The organism is Companilactobacillus versmoldensis DSM 14857 = KCTC 3814 (genome assembly GCF_001434295.1).
GTDB lineage: Bacteria > Bacillota > Bacilli > Lactobacillales > Lactobacillaceae > Companilactobacillus > Companilactobacillus versmoldensis.
In genome coordinates this window covers 36,526-56,253 of record NZ_AZFA01000015.1, presented here as the reverse complement: position 1 = coordinate 56,253, position 19,728 = coordinate 36,526, and the positions used below count along the sequence as shown (strand labels likewise).

The 19,728-nt window shown below is 41.0% G+C and carries 15 protein-coding genes and 2 pseudogenes; 7 read left to right on the top strand and 10 right to left on the bottom strand.

Features of this window, described 5'->3' with window-relative positions; genetic code table 11:
- The 4 genes from FC27_RS11880 to FC27_RS08320 all read left to right on the top strand — a co-directional run.
- A partial coding sequence (locus tag FC27_RS11880) for a hypothetical protein (protein ID WP_162253186.1) occupies positions 1–760 on the top strand: 760 nt, incomplete at its 5' end.
- A gap of 104 nt (positions 761–864) precedes the next feature.
- Positions 865–1,056, top strand: a complete 192-nt coding sequence (locus FC27_RS08330; RefSeq protein WP_010625081.1) for a hypothetical protein — start codon at positions 865–867, stop codon at positions 1,054–1,056.
- A gap of 35 nt (positions 1,057–1,091) precedes the next feature.
- Positions 1,092–1,565, top strand: coding sequence for a glutathione peroxidase (locus FC27_RS08325; RefSeq protein WP_010625080.1), 474 nt, complete (start codon positions 1,092–1,094; stop codon positions 1,563–1,565).
- A gap of 158 nt (positions 1,566–1,723) precedes the next feature.
- Positions 1,724–2,611 (top strand): hypothetical protein, encoded by an 888-nt coding sequence (locus tag FC27_RS08320; RefSeq protein WP_010625079.1) that lies wholly within the window; start codon positions 1,724–1,726, stop codon positions 2,609–2,611.
- A gap of 45 nt (positions 2,612–2,656) precedes the next feature.
- Here the strand turns inward: FC27_RS08320 and FC27_RS08315 are convergent, their stop codons facing one another.
- The 4 genes and pseudogenes from FC27_RS08315 to metE all read right to left on the bottom strand — a co-directional run bounded on the left by FC27_RS08315 (position 2,657) and on the right by metE (position 7,954).
- A complete protein-coding gene (locus tag FC27_RS08315) occupies positions 2,657–3,841 on the bottom strand; it encodes an MFS transporter (protein WP_010625078.1) in 1,185 nt (394 codons plus the stop codon).
- Positions 3,842–3,951: 110 nt separating this feature from the next.
- Positions 3,952–4,707, bottom strand: a complete 756-nt coding sequence (locus tag FC27_RS08310; protein ID WP_010625077.1) for an NrtR DNA-binding winged helix domain-containing protein — start codon at positions 4,705–4,707, stop codon at positions 3,952–3,954.
- 105 nt (positions 4,708–4,812) lie between these two features.
- Positions 4,813–5,694, bottom strand: a pseudogene (gene metF, locus FC27_RS08305) (methylenetetrahydrofolate reductase [NAD(P)H]).
- 1 nt (position 5,695) lies between these two features.
- A complete protein-coding gene (gene metE / locus FC27_RS08300) occupies positions 5,696–7,954 on the bottom strand; it encodes a 5-methyltetrahydropteroyltriglutamate--homocysteine S-methyltransferase (RefSeq protein WP_010625075.1) in 2,259 nt (752 codons plus the stop codon).
- 142 nt (positions 7,955–8,096) lie between these two features.
- Here metE and FC27_RS08295 point away from each other — a divergent pair, with 142 nt between their 5' ends.
- Complete coding sequence (locus FC27_RS08295) at positions 8,097–9,032, top strand: LysR family transcriptional regulator (RefSeq protein WP_010625074.1); 936 nt, start codon at positions 8,097–8,099, stop codon at positions 9,030–9,032.
- A gap of 36 nt (positions 9,033–9,068) precedes the next feature.
- Here FC27_RS08295 and FC27_RS08290 read toward each other — a convergent pair whose 3' ends face one another.
- From FC27_RS08290 to FC27_RS08275, 4 genes and pseudogenes are all read right to left on the bottom strand, one after another.
- Positions 9,069–9,980: a LysR family transcriptional regulator gene (locus FC27_RS08290; RefSeq protein ID WP_010625073.1), complete on the bottom strand. Its 912-nt coding sequence runs from the start codon at positions 9,978–9,980 to the stop codon at positions 9,069–9,071.
- 15 nt (positions 9,981–9,995) lie between these two features.
- Positions 9,996–11,413, bottom strand: a pseudogene (locus tag FC27_RS08285) (anion permease).
- A gap of 2 nt (positions 11,414–11,415) precedes the next feature.
- Positions 11,416–12,816, bottom strand: coding sequence for a flavocytochrome c (locus FC27_RS08280; RefSeq protein ID WP_010625070.1), 1,401 nt, complete (start codon positions 12,814–12,816; stop codon positions 11,416–11,418).
- An 18-nt stretch (positions 12,817–12,834) separates the two neighbouring features.
- The gene (locus FC27_RS08275; protein ID WP_010625069.1) at positions 12,835–14,220 is read right to left on the bottom strand and encodes a class II fumarate hydratase; all 1,386 of its coding nucleotides are present in this window, start codon (positions 14,218–14,220) and stop codon (positions 12,835–12,837) included.
- A gap of 328 nt (positions 14,221–14,548) precedes the next feature.
- On the opposite strand from FC27_RS08275, the gene FC27_RS08270 reads away from it, so the two are divergent.
- The gene (locus FC27_RS08270; protein ID WP_010625068.1) at positions 14,549–16,135 is read left to right on the top strand and encodes an MFS transporter; all 1,587 of its coding nucleotides are present in this window, start codon (positions 14,549–14,551) and stop codon (positions 16,133–16,135) included.
- A 503-nt stretch (positions 16,136–16,638) separates the two neighbouring features.
- Here FC27_RS08270 and budA read toward each other — a convergent pair.
- Together budA and alsS are read right to left on the bottom strand one after the other, a co-directional pair.
- Positions 16,639–17,352 carry an acetolactate decarboxylase gene (gene budA, locus FC27_RS08265; protein ID WP_010625067.1) on the bottom strand — a complete coding sequence of 238 codons (714 nt, stop codon included), beginning with the start codon at positions 17,350–17,352 and terminating at the stop codon, positions 16,639–16,641.
- Between the two features lie 23 nt (positions 17,353–17,375).
- Positions 17,376–19,049 carry an acetolactate synthase AlsS gene (gene alsS / locus FC27_RS08260; protein WP_010625066.1) on the bottom strand — a complete coding sequence of 558 codons (1,674 nt, stop codon included), beginning with the start codon at positions 19,047–19,049 and terminating at the stop codon, positions 17,376–17,378.
- A 96-nt stretch (positions 19,050–19,145) separates the two neighbouring features.
- On the opposite strand from alsS, the gene FC27_RS08255 reads away from it, so the two are divergent.
- Complete coding sequence (locus tag FC27_RS08255) at positions 19,146–19,574, top strand: MarR family winged helix-turn-helix transcriptional regulator (RefSeq protein WP_010625065.1); 429 nt, start codon at positions 19,146–19,148, stop codon at positions 19,572–19,574.
- Positions 19,575–19,728 lie beyond the last annotated feature (154 nt).

Here is a 19,728-nt window from a genome sequence, read left to right as displayed (position 1 = left end):
AGCTGCATCACAGGAACATAATGCATCAGCAGCATCCCAAGCATCAAAGGACTCGCAAGCACATAAGGAATCAGAAGCTAACAAAGAATCAAATGATAATAATGACAAAGATACATCAGAGGGTTCAGATGAGAATAAAGATACAAATGCAGATGGCAGTCAAGATGTAGATGACAATAAAGACAATGGCTCATCAACAGGATCAGATACAGACACATCAAAAGATTCAGATCAATCAGATACTGATACAAATACTGATACCGATACTGACACAGAAGAAAACCAATCAACTGACGAAGCTGTTTGGACTGAAACTGCCCAAAGTGGTGTGGTAACTGTTGGTGGATCACTTGCTAGTCTACAAAACGATAATAATGAAATTACTACTCGTTCACTTGCCGCAAATACTGCATGGCAAACTGACAAGTTCCGTACAAACAGCAAGACTGGCCAAGTTCAATACCGTGTTTCTACTCACGAATGGGTAAACGCAAGTAATGTCTCATTTGCTAAGAATGGTGTTGTTTCAGCATTGAGCAACATTACTAACCTTTCTGGCAGTCATTCAGTTAATTTAGCTGGACCTACTGGATTCGTTTATGCTCTATTCAGCGCTAATGGCAGCCGTTCAAGCCGTGGCCTTGCAGGAAATTCTGCTTGGTTCACTGATAAGTCAGCTACAGATGCACAAGGTAACACTTATTACTGTGTATCAACTGATGAATGGGTAAAATTCAGCAATGGTGTTTCCTTCAACTAATTGAATAGTTTTACTGAGAAGATCCCCGCTTAGGCGAGGATTTTTTTGTATCTAGTTTTCAATTATTATAATAAGGGTATAATTACTCTAATGAGGGAGAGAAAATGGCAAAATCATTAAGAACCACAATCAGAGCATTCGTTTATGAATTATGCGTCTTAGGTGTTATCTACTATGGACTAGTAATTCTCAAAGTAATGACAAAGGACTTTAATTATTGGGCATTATTGATATTCCTAGCCGTTATTTTCATCGCTCAGTGGGTCTTCTTTTATCGTAAAGAAGTCACCCGTTAAATTAAAAAAATTATTACAGGAAGGTGGATATTTTTATGACGTCAATCTATGATTTTTCCGAAAAGGAAATGAGTGGTCAAACGATCGACTTTGCTGATTATAAAGGTAAAGTTTTATTGATCGTCAATACCGCAAGTAAATGCGGCTTGGCACCTCAACTAGAAACAATTGAGAAGTTGTATAAGAAGTATCATGACCAAGGACTGGAAGTGCTCGGTTTACCTTCCAATCAGTTCCATCAAGAATTAGGCAGTGACGAAGAAACTAGCGAATACTGCCAAATGCACTATGGAGTGACTTTCCCAATGACACAAAAAGTAGTCATCAATGGTAAGGACGAAGATCCACTCTTCACTTACTTGAAGGATACTGCCGGCCATGGTCGGATCAAGTGGAACTTCACTAAATTCTTGTTAGGACGCGATGGCCAAATGGTCGACCGCTATGCACCAACGACCAATCCTAAGGCAATTGAGCCAGATATTGTCGCTGAACTAGCTAAAGAATAGCATCACGTTTACTAAATTGAATACAATTGTTAGGCCTGTAATTGACATCGATAGAGGAGTCAATTACAGGCCTATTTTTTTAAAAAATTAATCAAATTATAGAACGATATTAAAAGTAGAGTATAATTTAAGTTGCATTTAATTAGGGGGGATTACTAGTGAAAAAGGGGATATTTATACCATTTTTAGCCTTTTTTCTATTAGTCATCGCCGGCTGTAGCTCAAATCAAGCTGGCAAGACTGTCCACGGCGGATCAATATCGAAACAGTCGGTGACTAAGGTCAAAAAGGTTTTTTATGACGAATTAAGCAAAAAAGACAAGCGCAATATGAAATTCAAATTTACTGAAGCAGAAGATGAGACCGCAGATAATTTTGCTGATCCTGTCTATGTGCTTTCAATGAAGGTCACTAATAAAACTAAAAAAGTGGTCAAGTTTGATAAGAGTAAATTTATTGTCTATACTTCTCCGCAAACGAAGTTTCAATCTGTAAAATCAGGTACTCTTGTGGTTAAGCCTGGCCAAACTAAGAAGATTCATCAGTTGTTTGAAGGAGTCGCTGAACAATCGCTTGTCGGTAGTGGTAGTGAGTTTATCTACTTGAATAAAGATAACCGCTTGGCAGCAGCTAACTTTACGAAAGGTACCCTAGGGACCCAATCTGATAAAGATGATTCTGATACGTCAGATACTGACGATTCAGATACTTCTGATACAAGCGATACGGACGATACTGATTATGACACGGATGAATCCGATTCAGACTACGATTCCGATGATACTGATTATGATAGTAGCGATACGGATACGACCGATACCGATGATGATAGTGAATATCCTCCATTAACTCTTGAACAGGCTAAGCAACAATTGTTGAATGGGTTTAGTGACGCTCAGAGTTTTGGTGGCAGTACCATTGACGAATTGACACCTTCACGTGGTACTAGGCCGTGGAGTTTTATATCTGAGTATGGAGAAGCATGGGTATCATATGATGATGGTGGAGTTAAGGGCCCTGGAGATCATGAGGAAGTTTACCCTTAAAAGCAAAAATGTGTTAAGTTCACACAATGAACTTAACACATTTTTTTATACTTGGTCTTTGTCGACTAATCCGAAGGCTAAGACGATCAGGCCGATTACTAAAGCAACGATGAAGTAGAAGAAGATGGTGGTGATGGAGATTCCTAAACCTAATGACATACCGATCAGGTAAGGTCCGATTGTGGCACCGATTCTTCCGATTGATTGCGTAAAGCCGATACCCATACCACGAAGTTCCATTGGATATTGGGTTGGTGTCAGAGCAATCATGATTCCCCATGCACCTAGGGTGAAGAATGACAGCATGGCTGCACTGGCAATTACTAACCAAGTTGTTTGAGCTGTTCCAAAGAGGAAGGCACCGATCATAGTACCTACTAGGTAAATCGCCATAACTGTTTTACGACTGATTTTACCCATCAAATAAGCTGCTAAGAAGTAGCCTGGCAATTGAGCAAAACTCATCAATAACGTATAGCCGAAACTATGAACGACTGAGAATCCACGTTTGATCAAAACACTTGGTAGCCATAAGAATAATCCGTAATAAACGAACATGATCACGAACCACATGATACTTAAGCAAAGTGTCGTCCGCCAAAATTCTTTTGACCAAATTTGTGTGAAAGCATATTTAACATTGAGCTTTTCGTTTTTGACATTAGTCTCATCTGGTAAATGACGACGGATAACTAATGTATAAACAGCCATCAATGAAGTAACGATTACAGTTGGACGCCAACCGAAGTGGGGCATGAATAAGAAAGCTAAAAGTGACGCAAAGATCCAACCGATTGCCCAAAAACTATCGACTAAGATTAGCATCCGTGAGCGTTTGTGACCAGTAAAAGCGTCAGCGATGATAGTTGTTGCAACTGGTAATTCACCACCAAGACCGATACCAGTAACGAAACGGACTAACAGGAATTGCGAGACGTCCTGCGTAAAGGCCAGAGCCAAATTACTGATTGAGAAAATCAGCAGGGTAACGATGATAATGTTCTTTTTGCCAAAACGGTCCGCCAGATAACCAAAAAGGACCGCACCGATCATCATACCGACCGTCGTGATCGAACTAACTAGACCAACTTGGCCATCGGTCAAGCGCCATTCACCTTTGATCAGGGGCATGATAAACGACAATAATGCCACATCAGCAGCATCAAAAAGCCAAGCAGTACCAATGACCATCAACAGCTTGATACCACTATTTTGCTGTGTTGTTTCCAAGATAATACCTCCAAAATTTATAAAGAAAATCAATTATTTCTATTAAAGGTAAAATTTACCTTTAATAGATTAAAACAAGACTACCACGAGTCATGTTAGGGGTCAAGCAATCATTTCAAGCGATAAAGTTTTGCCGGCCGACCACTCTTGCCGTGTCTGACGCCAACCTCTTGAAACAAGTGGACGTGGGTCTTTCTAAAATTGGAATTATCGATATTTGCAACAGATTCTTTTAAGAAAGCAGCATAGACGATCCGAGCTTGTTTGAGTGTAAAATTTTGACCGAGAATTAGTAGGATGGTGGGTAAATAGTCGAGTCGATTAGTGATACGTCTGAATGCTTGACGCAGGATCAAGGAGTAATCTGAGATCAAATTTTCTTCTTGATCAGCTTGAGGAAGTTGTTGATAAAATTCATCTTCAGAAATTTCATCTTCGAGAGTCTTGAAGGTCAAATTTCCGTAATTTAAAGTGTATTGCTGTTTAAGATGACCGACTGAAAACCATTCAGCCTGTTTGGCTCCGTAACCAGCCGTCAATTTGGGAGCGGACGGCAGGTATGTCATGTACGTCAAGGCAATATTGCGGCCTTTGTTCGACCGATTGATGTTGCTAAAGGTGGCTAGTTGTTCGGTGTAAAAATTTGGTAAGTCGAGACCGATTTTTTCACGGATCAAGCGCAGTGAGGCATCATCAGCACTTTCGTCACTGCGGAGTCTAGTTGCGGGCAGTCCCCAGCGACCGATATTAGGCTCCAGAGAACTTTGGACTAATAAGACGAGGACTTTTTCACTTTCTGGATCGAAACTCCAGATGATATTGACGACATTGATCGATAAATCTTTGATTGGTTGTGATTGATTCATAGCAATAAGGCTTCCTCCATAGATTATCATTATTATAATTTACTTTGTGAAATCTGTGTAGGACCAAACAGCAGCAAAAAAGCCTGAATCAAAATTTTCAGGCTTTTAGGAACGTGTTAAATTATCGGTCGGTTGAGCGAAAAGGGAAATCGTATTGTCGTAAATGTGTCGAGCGGTGTCGGATTTATTCATCGTGTAAAGATGGATGCCGTCGACGTCGTTAGTGACCAAGTCAACGATTTGATCGATTGCGTATGCCATGCCGGCTTATTTTAAAGCAACTGGATTATCTTGGTATTTTTCGAGAATGGCCACAAATTTTTTTGGAAGATGAGCTGAGCAATTCTCGATCACGTGTAGAGCTTGCTTACGATTGATGATCGGCATGATCCCAGCCAAAATCGGTACGTTGATGTCAGCAATCGCACACTCTTCTTGGAAATGATAAAACTGTTCATTATCATAGAAAAGTTGTGAGATCAATTGGCCACAACCAGCATCGACCTTAGCTTTAAGATGTTTGATATCATCGATCCGATTATCGGAGTCAGGATGGACTTCAGGATAACAAGCGCCAGAAACTTGGAAGTTGGGTTTTTCTTGTTTGATAAAGCGCGTCAGGTCGCTGGCATAGCGGAAATCTTTTTCCGGAACGTATCCGTCGATGATGTCACCTCGTAAAGCTAGGACTTGGTTGATGTTCATCGCTTCTAACTGGTCCAAGATCCGGCTGACTTGTTTTTTGGTGACGTAAGCGGCTGGCATATGGACCATCGTCGAACATTTTAATTTGTCGTGGACATATTTGGCGAGATCAATGGTAGTTTTTTCGTAATTTAGTTTATGGTTGCTACAAGTGACGCTGATAAAGCTTGGATCAAGGTTCTTCAATTCATCTAATGTATCAGTTAGTTTGTCGACCCCACCTTGTGAATTTGGTGGAAAGACTTCAAATGACAAGCGAGGTCCAGTATTCTTCTTTGCCATATTACAGTTTCTCCTTGGCTTCCTCACGTACTTCTTGAGCAGCCTTCGTTAAATTCTCCACACTAGCTTTAGCTTCTTCGACACCACGAGTCTTCAAACCACAGTCGGGATTGATCCAAACCTTTTGTTCAGGGACTTTCTGCAAGATCTTGTGGATAGTGTTTTTGATCTCTTCGACTGAAGGGATACGTGGTGAATGAATGTCATAAACTCCTGGTCCAACTTGGAGCTTGAAATGCTCCTGTTGCAGAGCATCGAGGATCTCTAAGTTGGAACGTGAAGCTTCAAAGGAAATAACGTCAGCATCCATATTTTGGATAGCAGGAATAATATCAGTAAATTCGCTATAGCACATGTGGGTATGGATCTGTGTTTCGGGTTGAACTTGACTATGAACTAAGCGGAAAGCGGGAATTGCCCAGTCCAGATATTCGGAGTACCAGTCGGACTTACGCAATGGCAGTTTTTCTCGCAATGCAGCTTCGTCGATCTGGATGATTTTGATGCCGTTTTTCTCCAAGTCGAGAACTTCGTCTTGGATTGCTAGGGCGATTTGAATGGTCGATTCACGTTGAGAAATATCTTCACGTGGGAAGGACCAATTCAGGATCGTCACTGGTCCAGTCAACATACCTTTGACGATCTTGTCAGTCTGGCTTTGAGCGTAGGTCGACCATTTGACGGTGATCGGTTGGTTACGGGCCACGTCGCCCCAGATGATTGGCGGTTTAACGCCTCTAGTGCCGTATGATTGGACCCAACCGTTTTTGCTGAACAAATAACCATCGAGATTTTGACCGAAATATTCGACCATGTCGTTTCTTTCGAATTCACCGTGGACTAAGACGTCGAGCCCGATATCTTCTTGCCACTTGAGCCATTCGTCAATGTGACTAGCAATGAAGTCGTCGTATTGTTCTTGAGTGATCTCGTGCTTTCTAAATTGAGCCCGAGTTCGTCTGACTTCACGCGTTTGTGGGAATGAGCCAATAGTCGTAGTTGGTAATAGTGGTAAGTCGAATTCAGCCTTTTGAATCTTAGCTCGTTCTTCCAAATCAGGATGACGAACGAATGAGTCTTCATTTAAAGCCTCAACACGTTGTTTTACAGCGGGATTTTCTTGAACTCGAGGTTTAGCAAATAGAGCTTGATTGCGTCGTAAGGCTTCTGAACCAGCACCATCAAGAATTGCCTGTAATTCAGTTAGTTCAGTCAATTTCTCTTCGGCAAAAGCAAAGTGATTTTTGATCTCGGGAGCAAAAAGTTCATTTTTGACGGTGTAAGGTACATGCAGTAGCGAGCAAGACGTCGAGATGACCAAATTCTTGACTTGCAATGATTTTAACAAGTTAATCGTTTGCTCGTAATGGTTACGCCAAATATTTTTTCCATTGACCACGCCAGCAAATAAAATCTTGTCATCAGGGAAATGTGACTTAACTAATTCAGCGGTTTTACGACCTTCGTGAAAGCCTAAGCCGATAGCCTGTACCGGCAAGTTGATTAAATCTTCGTAAACATCACGGACATCGCCAAAATAAGTCTGCAGTAAAATTTTGATTTTAGGATGATCCTTCAATAGTTCCTTATAGATCTTCTTGAAAAGTTGATACTTGTCACCAGTCACATCTTTGACCAGTTCAGGCTCGTCCAGTTGGATCCATTCAGCTCCAGCTTGTTCCAGTTGGTCGAACAAGACCTTATAAGTGTCGACCAATTGATCGTAAAGTAAATCAGCTTTAGTATCATGAAATTCACTGATGCTCAACAACGTGAAAGGACCAACGATAACTGGTCTAGTAGTAATTCTAGCGTCCTTTGCTTCCAAAAATCCGTCGATGATCTTGTGAGCATTCAATTCAATCTTCGTATCTTTGAAAAATTGAGGTACCAAATAATGGTAGTTGGTGTTGTACCATTTCTTCATTGGCAAGGCTTTGAAGTCACCTTTTGGTCCATGGTAACCACGTGCGAGAGCAAAATATTGATCCAGTTCGGAAAGCCCTAGTTCTTTAACATCTTCAGGGATGATATTGAATAAGCAAGCTGTATCCAAAGTGTTGTCAAAGAAAGAAAAGTCATTACTGGGTATTTCGTCGATCCCGGCATCTTTGACCAAGTTCCAGTGCTTCAAACGCAATTCTTTGGCAGTTTCTTGTAACTGTTCGGCACTGATCTCGTCCTTCCAATATTTCTCTGTAGCATATTTGAGTTCACGGTTTTCGCCGATCCGAGGAAAACCAATAATTGATGTTGTCATAAATAAGTCCCCTTTAGAGTAGTAGTCGTTGGATATAAGATAACACCATATTTGCTTATTGAATAACTGCTAAAAATATGTACGCGTTATAGTTTTAAGTTATAAGATGACGTATACTTAAGAAAAAATTTGGAGGTGACCTATGCGAATCCAACAACTAGAATATTTAGAAACGATCGTCAAAACAGGTTCGATCAATGAAGCAGCTAAACAGCTTTATCTGACCCAGCCAAGTTTGTCCAAGGCAATCAAAGAATTGGAAAAAGAAATGAATATTCAGATCTTATTGCGAAGCAAATTGGGAGCGACTTTAACTGACGAAGGTCGTGAATTCATGGTCTATGCTCGGCAAGTCCTCGATCAAGTTCAGTTATTAGAAGGGCATTATCAAAAAAATGCTATTCGTAAACAGTCATTTTCAGTTTCAGCCCAGCACTATGCCTTTGTGGTCCATGCCTTCGTGGAATTGATCAAAACGGTCAAAGCTGACGAATACCAATTCACTTTACGAGAAACAGAAACTCGCAATATCTTGACTGACTTGACCAGTTTTAAAAGTGAGATCGGTATCTTGTATTTGAACGAATTCAATCATCAGATCATGGATAAGCTGTTCAAAGAACATGATTTGGAATTTACGCCACTGTTCAAGGCGCTACCACACGTTTTCGTCGGTCGTCCAAATCCCTTGACTAAGAAAAAATCGGTCACCTTAGATGACTTAGAAGATTATCCTTATTTGTCATATGAACAGGGCGATAATAACTCATTTTATTTTGCTGAGGAAATCTTAAGTACTCTCGTCCGCAAGAAAAATATCAAGGTCAGCGATCGAGCAACGATTTTCAATTTGATGGTCGGTTTGAACGGCTATACCATCAGTTCAGGAATCATCAGTAGTAAGTTGAATGATGACAAGATCGTGGCGATACCTTTAGAAGTCGATGATTCAATGACCTTAGGCTGGATCAAGCACAGTCAGGCGCAATTGAGTCCGATAGCTCAGTCATATTTAGAAATGCTCAAAGAACATATCCGCGGTTACGGTTTCGAAATAATCGATGATACAAAAAAATAACCACTATTTGAAATTTATTCAAATAGTGGTTATTTTTTAATAATGATCTTTTGAGATATGTTCAATATCCATTTTTTCGAGGATCTCGAGCAACTTCTGTTCATCATCCTTGAGGACGTAACCATTACGATAGAAGATGGAAACATTGAAGTTTTCTGGTAAAGGATTTTTGATGTCCAAACTAACAATATTATGGTCATATTGATTGATCTCGTCGCCGACTAAAATGCCGATGCCGATGTTAGCCCGGATCAAACTCTTATACCACGAGATATCAGGCGTTCGTTGGATGATCTCAGGTTTGATACCGGTGTGGTCGATATAGTCTTGCATGATTTGACCGTGAATGAACTGACCGGCGAACCCGATGAATTTCTCCTCGGACAAATCGCGAAAATCGACAGGTTGACTTGATTTGGCCAAGGGATGATTTTTACTGACGATGAGTTTGAAAGGACGGGTGCCTAAGTGTTTTGCCATCAAATGTGGGTTGTTGATCGGCAAAAGCGAACCAATGGCCGCAATGTCGATATCGCCATCTTGTAGCTGTTTCAACAATGAATGCGAGCCACTTTCAATCATATTCAATTTATCCAAAATGTTGGCCTGAGCTAACTTGCCGACTACTTGGGGAAAATACAGACTACCAATGATTGGCGGCAGTCCAAAGCGGATCTTCTGACATTTAGCTGCTTGGATTTCTTTATGGGCAAGTGCCAGGTCCTTTTGGATCCGTTTAGATTTTTCGAACAGCAATTTGCCGGTACGGGTGATCTCGTTTTTTTGATGGACTCGATCAATGGTGATCAGTTTGGTATCAAACTCTTTTTCTAAACGTCGAATGGCTTGGGTGATGGTTGGTTGAGAAACGTGGAAGATTTCAGCCACTTCGGTGAAATTCTTCTTCTCGACCAATTTTTTAAAATAATCCAAGTCCCTCGTGTTCATATTGTCCTCCATTTTTTACCACATACCGATTAGTTTCATCCAACCTGAACCGATGACGATCCAGATAACAAAGTAAATTATACCGAGAATCAAGTTCATTCTCCACCATTCGCTTTGCTTGACGTAACCAGATCCGTATAGGATCGGAGCAGGACCGTTACTATAGTGAGTCGTTGATGAACAGAGATTTCCGAAGAAACCAAGCATCAAGGCACCAAGCATCGGTGGGACACCTGCTGAAATAGCGACCGCTAGAAAGGCACTGTACATTGCTGAAATGTGAGCGGTCGAACTAGCGAATAGATAATGAGTATAGAAGTAAGCAAGTAATAAAATGATCAAAACAAAGATCCAATTCATTCCTTTAAGACTGCCACCGATGGCATTGCTCAACCAAGGGATGAAACCTAATTTGTTGAGTTGTGAAGCCATCATGACTAGGACTGAGAACCAGACCAAAGTGTTCCAAGCACCTGATTCATTCAGGATATCTTTCCAAGACAAGATCCCAGAAAGGATCAAGAGCGTTAAGGCGATGAAGGCGGTAAGTGTTGCATCGATCCCAAGCACACCACCGAGGATCCAAAGTAGTAGGGCGATGACGAAGATAACTGACATCAACTTTTCAGGTAAACTGAATTTACCCATTTGACTCAATTGTTTATCGGCCCAACCTTTGGCATCAGGTGTTTTCTTGATTTCAGGTGGGAACATTTTGTAGATCACAAATGGGATAACAATCAAAGAAACTAGACCAGGGACGATACCGGCGAGGAACCAGTTCATCCAAGAGATCTTAACCCCCATTTGACCAGCCAACGACTGTGCCAAAGGGTTTCCGGCCATGGCAGTCAAGAACATGGCAGCGGTGATCATGTCACCATGGAATTCCGAGAAGATCAAGAATGATCCCATTTTTCGTTCAGTGCCTTTTTTCGGATCCGAACCAAATTCTTCAGCTAAAGATTTGATGATCGGATACATAATACCACCGGCACGAGCGGTGTTACTTGGTGTAGCAGGAGCAAGGACTAAGTCGACACCGAGGAGTGAATAAGATAGTCCTAAAGTGCTTTTACCGAACATCCTGACGAAGAGGACGGCAATCCGTTTCCCAAGTCCAGTTTTGATGAAACCTCGAGAAATGAAGAAAGCCATCGCAATCAGCCAGATACTGCTATTACCAAAACCACGATAGCAGTATCCATTTTGACCGTACCAGTCAAAACAGTGATCGTGAAACCAATGATAGCCACGGCCCCGATTGGTAATGGCTGAGTGATACAGCCGATGATTGTTGCCACGAAGATAGCAAACATGTGCCAAGCAACTAAGGAAACGCCTGCTGGCTTAAATGGTGAGAGCAACCAAATAATTAGGCCAACGACGATCGGTAAAATAAATTTTCGATAATTCAGTTTTTCAAGAGTCATGATTATTTAGAGACACGACCTTGCTGTACATATTTGAAGGATTGTTGACCAGCTTGTCTCCCAAAGATAACTGTTTCGGCAATCGAGTTTCCGCCGATCCGGTTATTACCGTGTAAACCTCCGGCAATTTCCCCAGCTGCAAATAATCCCTTGATAGCATGGCCTTTTTCGTCTAAGACCTCAGTCTTATCATCGATCGAAACGCCACCCATCGTGTAGTGGACCGCAGGTGCGATGTGGATCGAGAAGAAAGGTCCAGTAGTGATACCACGATCCATGCCTGTTGTCCGTTTGAACTCTTTATCCCCAGTTTCGATAGCGGAGTTCCAGTCAGAAACGGTCTTTTCTAAAGCCTTAGGATGAAGTTTGATCTCAGCGGCTAATTTTTCTAAGGTTTCGCCAGTCGAAACTAGACCAATATGGTCATAAAATTCGATGGCTTTGACCCGGTCGCGGATGCCTTGATCAAAGATCAAATAAGCACCATGTTCGTTCAGATCATCGATAGCTGCGGTAACGTTCTTTCTAGTATCGAGCTCGTTGACGAAACGTTTTCCAGCTTTATTGACCAAGATAGCACCTTCACCACGGACAGCTTCACCGATCAAGTAAGGATGATCAGTATCTTGTTGAACAGTCGGATGAACTTGGACTTGATCCATATCGACTAATTTAGCACCGACATCGGCGGCTAAAGTGATACCGTCACCAGTAGCACCAGGTTGGTTAGTTGTTTTGTAGCCCTTGAGGTCTGGACGATATTTAGTTAGTAATTCTGGATTGGCACCAAAACCACCAGTTGCCAAGATTACGGCTGGAGCACTGATATTGACCGTTTTGGCATCAATGTCAACTTCGACGCCAGCTATTTGGTCATCACTCTTTAAAAGCTTATTGACATGGACATCGTTGAATAATGGGATATTGTTTTTCTCAATTTGTTTCAGCAATTCGGTCACTAGAAAGCCACCGATCGGTGCCATTGAGCTTGGGCGATGTGTCCGCATGACGCCCATTCCGCCGGTGATCGTCAGGTCATCCAAGATGATTTTGTGTTCCTTGAGCCAGTCGATAGCTAAGGCTGAATGAGTCGTGAAATACTTCAACAACTCAGGATTGTTCTTTTTGCCGCCGCCTTTGAAAGTATCGTCATAGAAATCCTGCATACTGTCGACAATTCGGTGGTCGAGCTGGACTGAAGTCTCACTGGCGTTCATTCCTGAAGATGCTCGGGTCGTGTTACCTCCGATAGCCGGCATCTTTTCAAGGATGACCGGGTTAAGACCTAGTTCATGAGCTTGCAAGGCACTAGTCAGACCAGCGCCACCGGAACCGACGACGATCAAGTCGTAACTAGTTTGCAACTCTTTGATGTCAGTAGGTTGAAACTTATATTTTGCCATAATTTCCTCACTTAATAATTATTTTTGATCGATATTAGTCATATTGATAGGAACGACCCATTGGTCAAACTGTTCAGCAGTTAACTTGCCTGATTTGATGGCAGCTTCACGCAGGGAGGTACCTTCTTTTTGAGCAGTTTGAGCAATCGTTGCACTTTCGTGATAGCCAATATGTGGTGAAAGGGCTGTAACTGTCATTAATGATTGATCAACCAATTCTTCCATTCTTTCTGAATTGACAGAAAGTCCATGGATCATCTTGTCAGCAAAGCCTGTCATTGTTCCGGCTAATAAGTCGGCTGACTCAAGAAAGGCACTGATCAGAACTGGTTTATAAACGTTCATTTCAAAATTACCTTGGGATGAAGCTAGGTCAACAACAACGTCATTTCCCATGACACGGACGGCAGCCATCGTAATTGCTTCAGCTTGGGTCGGATTGACTTTACCTGGCATGATCGATGAACCGGGTTCGTTAGCAGGAATGTTCAATTCGCCATAACCTGAACGAGGACCTGAACCTAAGAAGCGGATATCATTGGCAATCTTCATCAGATCAGCAGCTAATGTCTTCATTGCACCATGAACGACATTTAGTCCTGAATGATGTGCTAAACCATAGAATTTATTAGTTTTAGCAGTGAATTTGATACCATAAACTTCGCTCATTTTATCAGCGATGATATCTGAGAAACCAGGGGCAGCATTCAAACCAGTCCCAACAGCTGTTCCACCCATCGCTAATTCAGCCAAAGTTGGTTTCAAATCATTTAGATATGAAAGGTCATGTTCTAAAGCTGATACGTAGCCACTGACTTCTTGTCCAAAAGTCAATGGAGTAGCATCTTGCAAATGAGTCCGGCCAATCTTGACTGTCCGCCAGTACTTATCTTGTTTGATTTTCAATTCAGATATCAAATGTTCCAAAGCTTTTTCCAATTCAGCTCCTGCAACTGCGGCTGTGATGTTCATAGCAGTTGGGAAGATGTCATTAGAACTTTGACCTTTGTTGACGTCATCGTTTGGCAAGATCTCAACGCTGTCATCGAGTTTTGCAGCCATATGAGCGACAACTTCATTACAATTCATGTTGGTCTGGGTACCAGAACCTGTTTGATAAATTACCAGTGGAAAATCTTTGCGAAGATCAACATCATCTAAGGCCAACAATTCATCGATGGCTTTAACAATCAAATCTGCTTTTTTACCGTCGATCGATTTAACTTCTTTATTAGCGATAGCTGCAGCTTTTTTGATCTGCAATAAAGCTTTGATGATATCAAGTGGCATCTTTTCACCAGTTGGGAAGTTGTTCCGAGAACGTTCCGTTTGAGCTCCCCAAAGTGCAGTCTCAGGAATTTTAACTTCACCTAAGGTGTCAGATTCAGTTCTAAAATTTGTCATAGTAATTACCTCCAGTTGTTGTTGACAAGCAATTCTTAACTTTGTGATATTTATAGCATATTAGTGTGCTACTCTTATAGTCAAATGTTTAAAAGGTCATTAATAATATTTATGAGATTGCTATGTCAACAATTTCAATTTGAACCACAATTATTTCATTTATCGGAATAAAGATTTGTTAATGTTTATAATTTCACAATATAGTTAATTTAAAATTTTGAACGATTGAAACAGTAAGATTTGGTGTGATTCGTGTAAAATATATCATGTGAATATCTAATTTTGGTATATTAATATGAATAAAAGTTTTATAAATGGGGAATGTTTTATGGAAACAGCTGCAAAAAATGGTCACCGTCGATGGTGGGCCTTAACAGCTTTATGTTTAGCAGTATTTATGTCGTTACTAGATTCAACTATTGTCAACGTCGCTTTGCCGACGATCCAAACAGAATTGCGAGAATCCTATTCAGATCTGCAATGGATCATCAATGCGTATACCTTGGCGTTTGCCATGTGTTTATTACTCGCGTCGAAATTTGGTGACCTGTTTGGACGAAAAAAAGTCTTCATGATTTCTTTATCGATCTTTACTTTGGGATCGTTAGCGTCGGCTCTTTCGCAAACACCGATGCAATTGAATTGGTCACGGATGATTCAAGGTATCGGTGGTGCAGGTATGATGAGCTTATCGATGACTATCGTAGCCGAGACCTTTGATGATCGAGAGCGGGGGATAGCCTTTGGTGTCTGGAGTTCAGTCGTCGGGGTGGCGACAGCTTTAGGGCCAGTTTTAGGTGGCTTTTTGATCCGTTTCTTTGATTGGCGGGCAATTTTCTTCATCAATCTGCCGATCGGTTTAATAGCTTTGTTTATGAGTTTTAAATTTGTTGATGAAACGCTTGGTATCAAAAACGAAAAAATTGATTGGCTGGGAATGATTTTTTCAACTGCCATGATCTTTTGCTTCGTTTTTGGCTTAGTTCAAAAAGAAGTTCATCCAGCTTGGAAGTGGAGCAATCAAAATGTTTGGCTTTATTTCGTACTAGGAGCCATATTATTGATCTTGTTCCTGATCACTGAAAAGTTATTCGCAGAACCAATGATCGATCTGACACTATTCAAGTCATGGTCCTTTAATGGCACTGCCTTAGCATCGTTTTGTTTAGGCGCTGGACTATATGCATATCTAACATATTTGACCATTTGGATGCAAAACTATTTGAACTATACCGCAGAACAGACCGGTATCAGACAATTAGCCATCGGTCTGATGAGTTTGATCATTGGGCCAATCGCTGGTATTTTATCCAACCGTTTTGCTAAGCGTCGGCTGATTGCTGGTGGCTTGTTGTTAATAGCTTGTGGACTATTTGAAATCGAACAAGTGGTTTCGATGAGTGTGACTTATCCTGATTTCGTGATTGGATTTATCATTTTAGGTATTGGGAATGCCATCGTCAACCCACCGCTGTCGTCAGCAGCTGTTGAAAGTGTTGAAAATAAATTCGTCGGGATCGCCAGTGGGGTAGTCAACGTTTTCCGTCAATTAGGAAGTACGTTTGGGATCGTTATTTTAGGTATGGTATTGAACAATCATTATCAAGCTTCTATTGGTAAACAGATTGATAATTTATCGGTTCCAGAATCTGCTCGAAATGCGATTACTAAAAATTTCCAAGAAGCTGGACCAGTTTCTAGTCACGACACATTAAAAGTTGTTCAACATTATTTTGACCAGTTGATCAATGGTAATTTATTGATGGAAGATATTAGAAGAGATATCTTTATCGCATTTAATCAAGGTTATAAAACAGTTTTGTTAGTTTCGATAATGATCGTTTTGATCGGTGCAATTATTGCTATTTTGACTATCCGAGATAAAACTAAACAAACTAATATAAGTGAAGAGTAAATTTAGACAAAGTAAAACAGCCATTCCAGATTTGATCCGGAATGGCTGTTTTTGTTGAAATACTTAATCAAGGGTGTCCTACAAGATAACGCACAATTTACTGTTATTCAAGGAGATTGGGTTGGAATTTTGATTTTGTATTGTTAGATTTTGAAAAAACATGTTATCGAAAGCACCTCTTAATGCTCGAATAAAGTGTTGTGCTTTGTTGTGATTTTGCATTAGTGCGTGCGTTCTATCTTTATAGCGAAAACGTGCAAGAAACAGGCAGTTTGTTCCGCTTAACCTGAAATCGGCTCTTATTCCAGAACCGGGAATAAGTTCCGATTTCAGGTTAATGCTCGCAAACTAACCGCCTGTTTTTGCACTCTGATTTGAAACGTGCTACCAAAGGTAGTTTGTTCCGCTTAACGTGTAACCGGCTCTTATTCCAAGTTCAGGAATAAGTTCCGATTCCTCGTTAATGCTCGCAAACTGTGCACCTTTGGTACCACTCTGCTTTTTTAACTTTCGGCTTTATGGATTTCTCCTAAGACATCATCGTTTGAGAAATCGTGAGTCATATAGGCTGGATTATCTACGGGTAGATGTTGTTCTAGGCTGTCGAATTGTTGGAAGGTCACTTCTCCAGTTACTGATGCGAAGTCGAGGATGTGGCCACCGAAGTCGTGTTCGTCTGACATGAAGTGACTGTGGAAGCCTCCGACTGCTGCACCATCGAAAATTTGAGGTGAATAGTAACTCAACAAGGTTCCTTCGACTGACTTACGAGTGAAGATACTTTGATTCTCAGCTGTTTTAGCTAAAGTTGCGTAAGGTTCGGTCGATTTTTGAACCGCTCTGGTCGTGATGTTCTTAAATGTACCTTTGACTTTGATCGAGTAGAAGGTATTGGCACTTTGAACTTTTTTAGCCACGATATCTTTGAGTTCCTCACGTTTAACATCTTCGACGGTCGTCAAAGGATTGTACGCTGCGAAGTGACTGTTGGCAAAAGGTAGTGTGAAAGAACCATCAACTACATTGACGTTTCCTTTACTATCTACTTGATAAGGAGTGCCATCTAAGATGATCAATTCACCATCGAGACCCTCACCAGTACCGATACCAGTGTCGCCGTGTTGCAATAGTTCTTGCATCGATAAAGTTCCTTCAAGTAGTCCAGGAACTAATAAAGCTAATGTTCCGTGTTGATATAAGATGTTCGAGTTAGTCATAATGAATTCCTCTCTGTCTAAAATTAGTTCACGTAATCGTCCAATAGAGTTGATAATAACTTAATATTGTCGCTGTAATCAACCGGAATGTCGATCACAGTTGGACCCTCTTTAGCAAAAGCCTTTTTCAAGGCTCCGTCAAGTTCATCAGCACTATCGACGTGGATACCAGTAGCGCCAAAACTTTCAGCATATTTGGCAAAATCGACAGAACCAATAGCAACACCAGAGTTACGGCCGTATTTAGCTTCTTCTTGGAATTTGACCATATCGTAATAACCATCATTCCAAACTAGTTGCACGATATTTAAATTCAAACGGACAGCAGTCTCTAACTCTTGACCAGAGAAGAGGAAACCACCATCACCAGCAACTGAAACAACGTGGTGGTCAGGACGCTCTAAAGCAGCTGCGATAGCCCATGGCAAAGCAACGCCCAGGGTCTGCATACCATTACTGAAAAGAAGATGTCTTGGTTTGTAGCTACGGAAGTGACGAGCCATCCAGATATAGTGGGAACCAACGTCAACAGTGACTGTTGTGTCATCATTGACCTGATTTTGTAATTTGTTGATGATCTCTAATGGATGAACACCTTTAGCATCTTTGCGTTCAGGCACAGCATCTTTAGATAAAAAGTTAGTTTGCATTTGATGCAAATGAGATTTCAAATCATCATTCAGTGAAATATCAGGTAAATCTTGACTCAACTGATTCAAAGTTTTCGCAATGTCAGCTTGGACCACTAAATCTGGTTGATAGTCGTTAGAAATTTCTGGAGCAATACTATCAAGGTTAATGATCTCACCAGTCCGGTCAACGTTCCAAAGACGAGCTTCGTATTCAACTGGGTCATAGCCAATCGTGATAACTAGATCGCTTTCTTTAAGCATCGCATCACCGATTTGGTTACGGAATAAACCGACTCGACCAAAGTAGTTCTTTTCGAGGTCACGGTTGATAACACCAGCACCTTGGAAGGTTTCAACAACTGGGATCGAGAATTTTTCGAGGAAGTTTCTGATCGATGCAGTAACTTCTGAATCAGATGAACGCATTCCTGCTAAAATAACCGGAAGTTTGGCGTTCTTGATTTTTTCAATGATTTGATTGATAGTTGCCTGATCAGCACCGCCTTGTTGAATCGGTGTCAATGGATCGATTGTTTCAGTAGTAACGTTATCATCGAGCACATCTTTTGGTAGGGAAATAAAAGTTGCACCTGATTTAGGAGCCATTGCTGTTTGATAAGCGTTGGCAAAAGTTTCTGAGATGTTGTTTGAATCTTGAACTTCGACGCTATCTTTAGTAGCTGTGCTTAGAAGTTCTTTACTAGGAATACTTTGGTGAGTCAAACGAGCCACATCGTTACGTGGGACTTGGCCACCTAAGGCAACGACTGGGTCACCTTCAGAAGTAGCAGTGATCAACGCAGTTGCTAAGTTGGAAACTCCGGGGCCGGAAGTAGTAGCGACCACGCCAGGTTTGCCAGTTAGACGTCCGATACCGGAAGCGATAAAGGCAGCGTTTTGTTCGTGACGAGTGATGATTAGTTTGGGTGCTTTAGGATTATCACTGTATTGCATCAAATCGAACAATTTGTCGACTTTTGCTCCAGGCAATCCGAAGACGTATTTGATACCTTGATTGATCATTGATTCAAATAATGCTTCTGCACCAGTTTTCTTGTTAGCCATAAATATCTCCTTGTGAATAAGTGGTTAGAATGCTATTGTTATAAGATAAATCGTTAGTGTTGATTTGTCAACACACAAAAAATCGGGAGCAATTTTATGAAAAATATTGGATACCTAGCTCAAGACATTTCTATTATCCACCGCCAGTATTATAAAGATACTCGCGAACAATTCGATCAATTAAAATTAAATCCGACTGCCGCTTGTATTTTATTGTCAGTGGGTGACTATCCTGAAATTACGCAAAATCATGTCGCCAGACTTTTAGTGATCGACAAAGGCTTAGCAACACGAGAGATCAAAAAGATGGAACAACTTGATTATCTAGAAAAACACGATGGGGCAGGTAAGACAAAGTTGTTGCAGCTGACTGAATTAGGCCAGCAAATGGTCGAAAAGGTCCAACAGATCAGGACTGATTGGTGGGAAACGAAGTTTCAGATTCCAGGGCTAAAAAAGGATGGTCCTTTTGTTGATACTATCGAAACTGTCGTTAAAACCATCACTGACCCAATTGACGAGTAATATTATACAAACAAAACAAGTTTAAAAGCGTTCAAAAAAATGGCAGTATTTTTAGAAATAATGAAAAAAGATCTCCTTGATTTGATGAATAAATCATCCCAAGGAGGTCTTTTCATTTGTTTCTGAAATTAATCAAATAACGTATTGATGATAA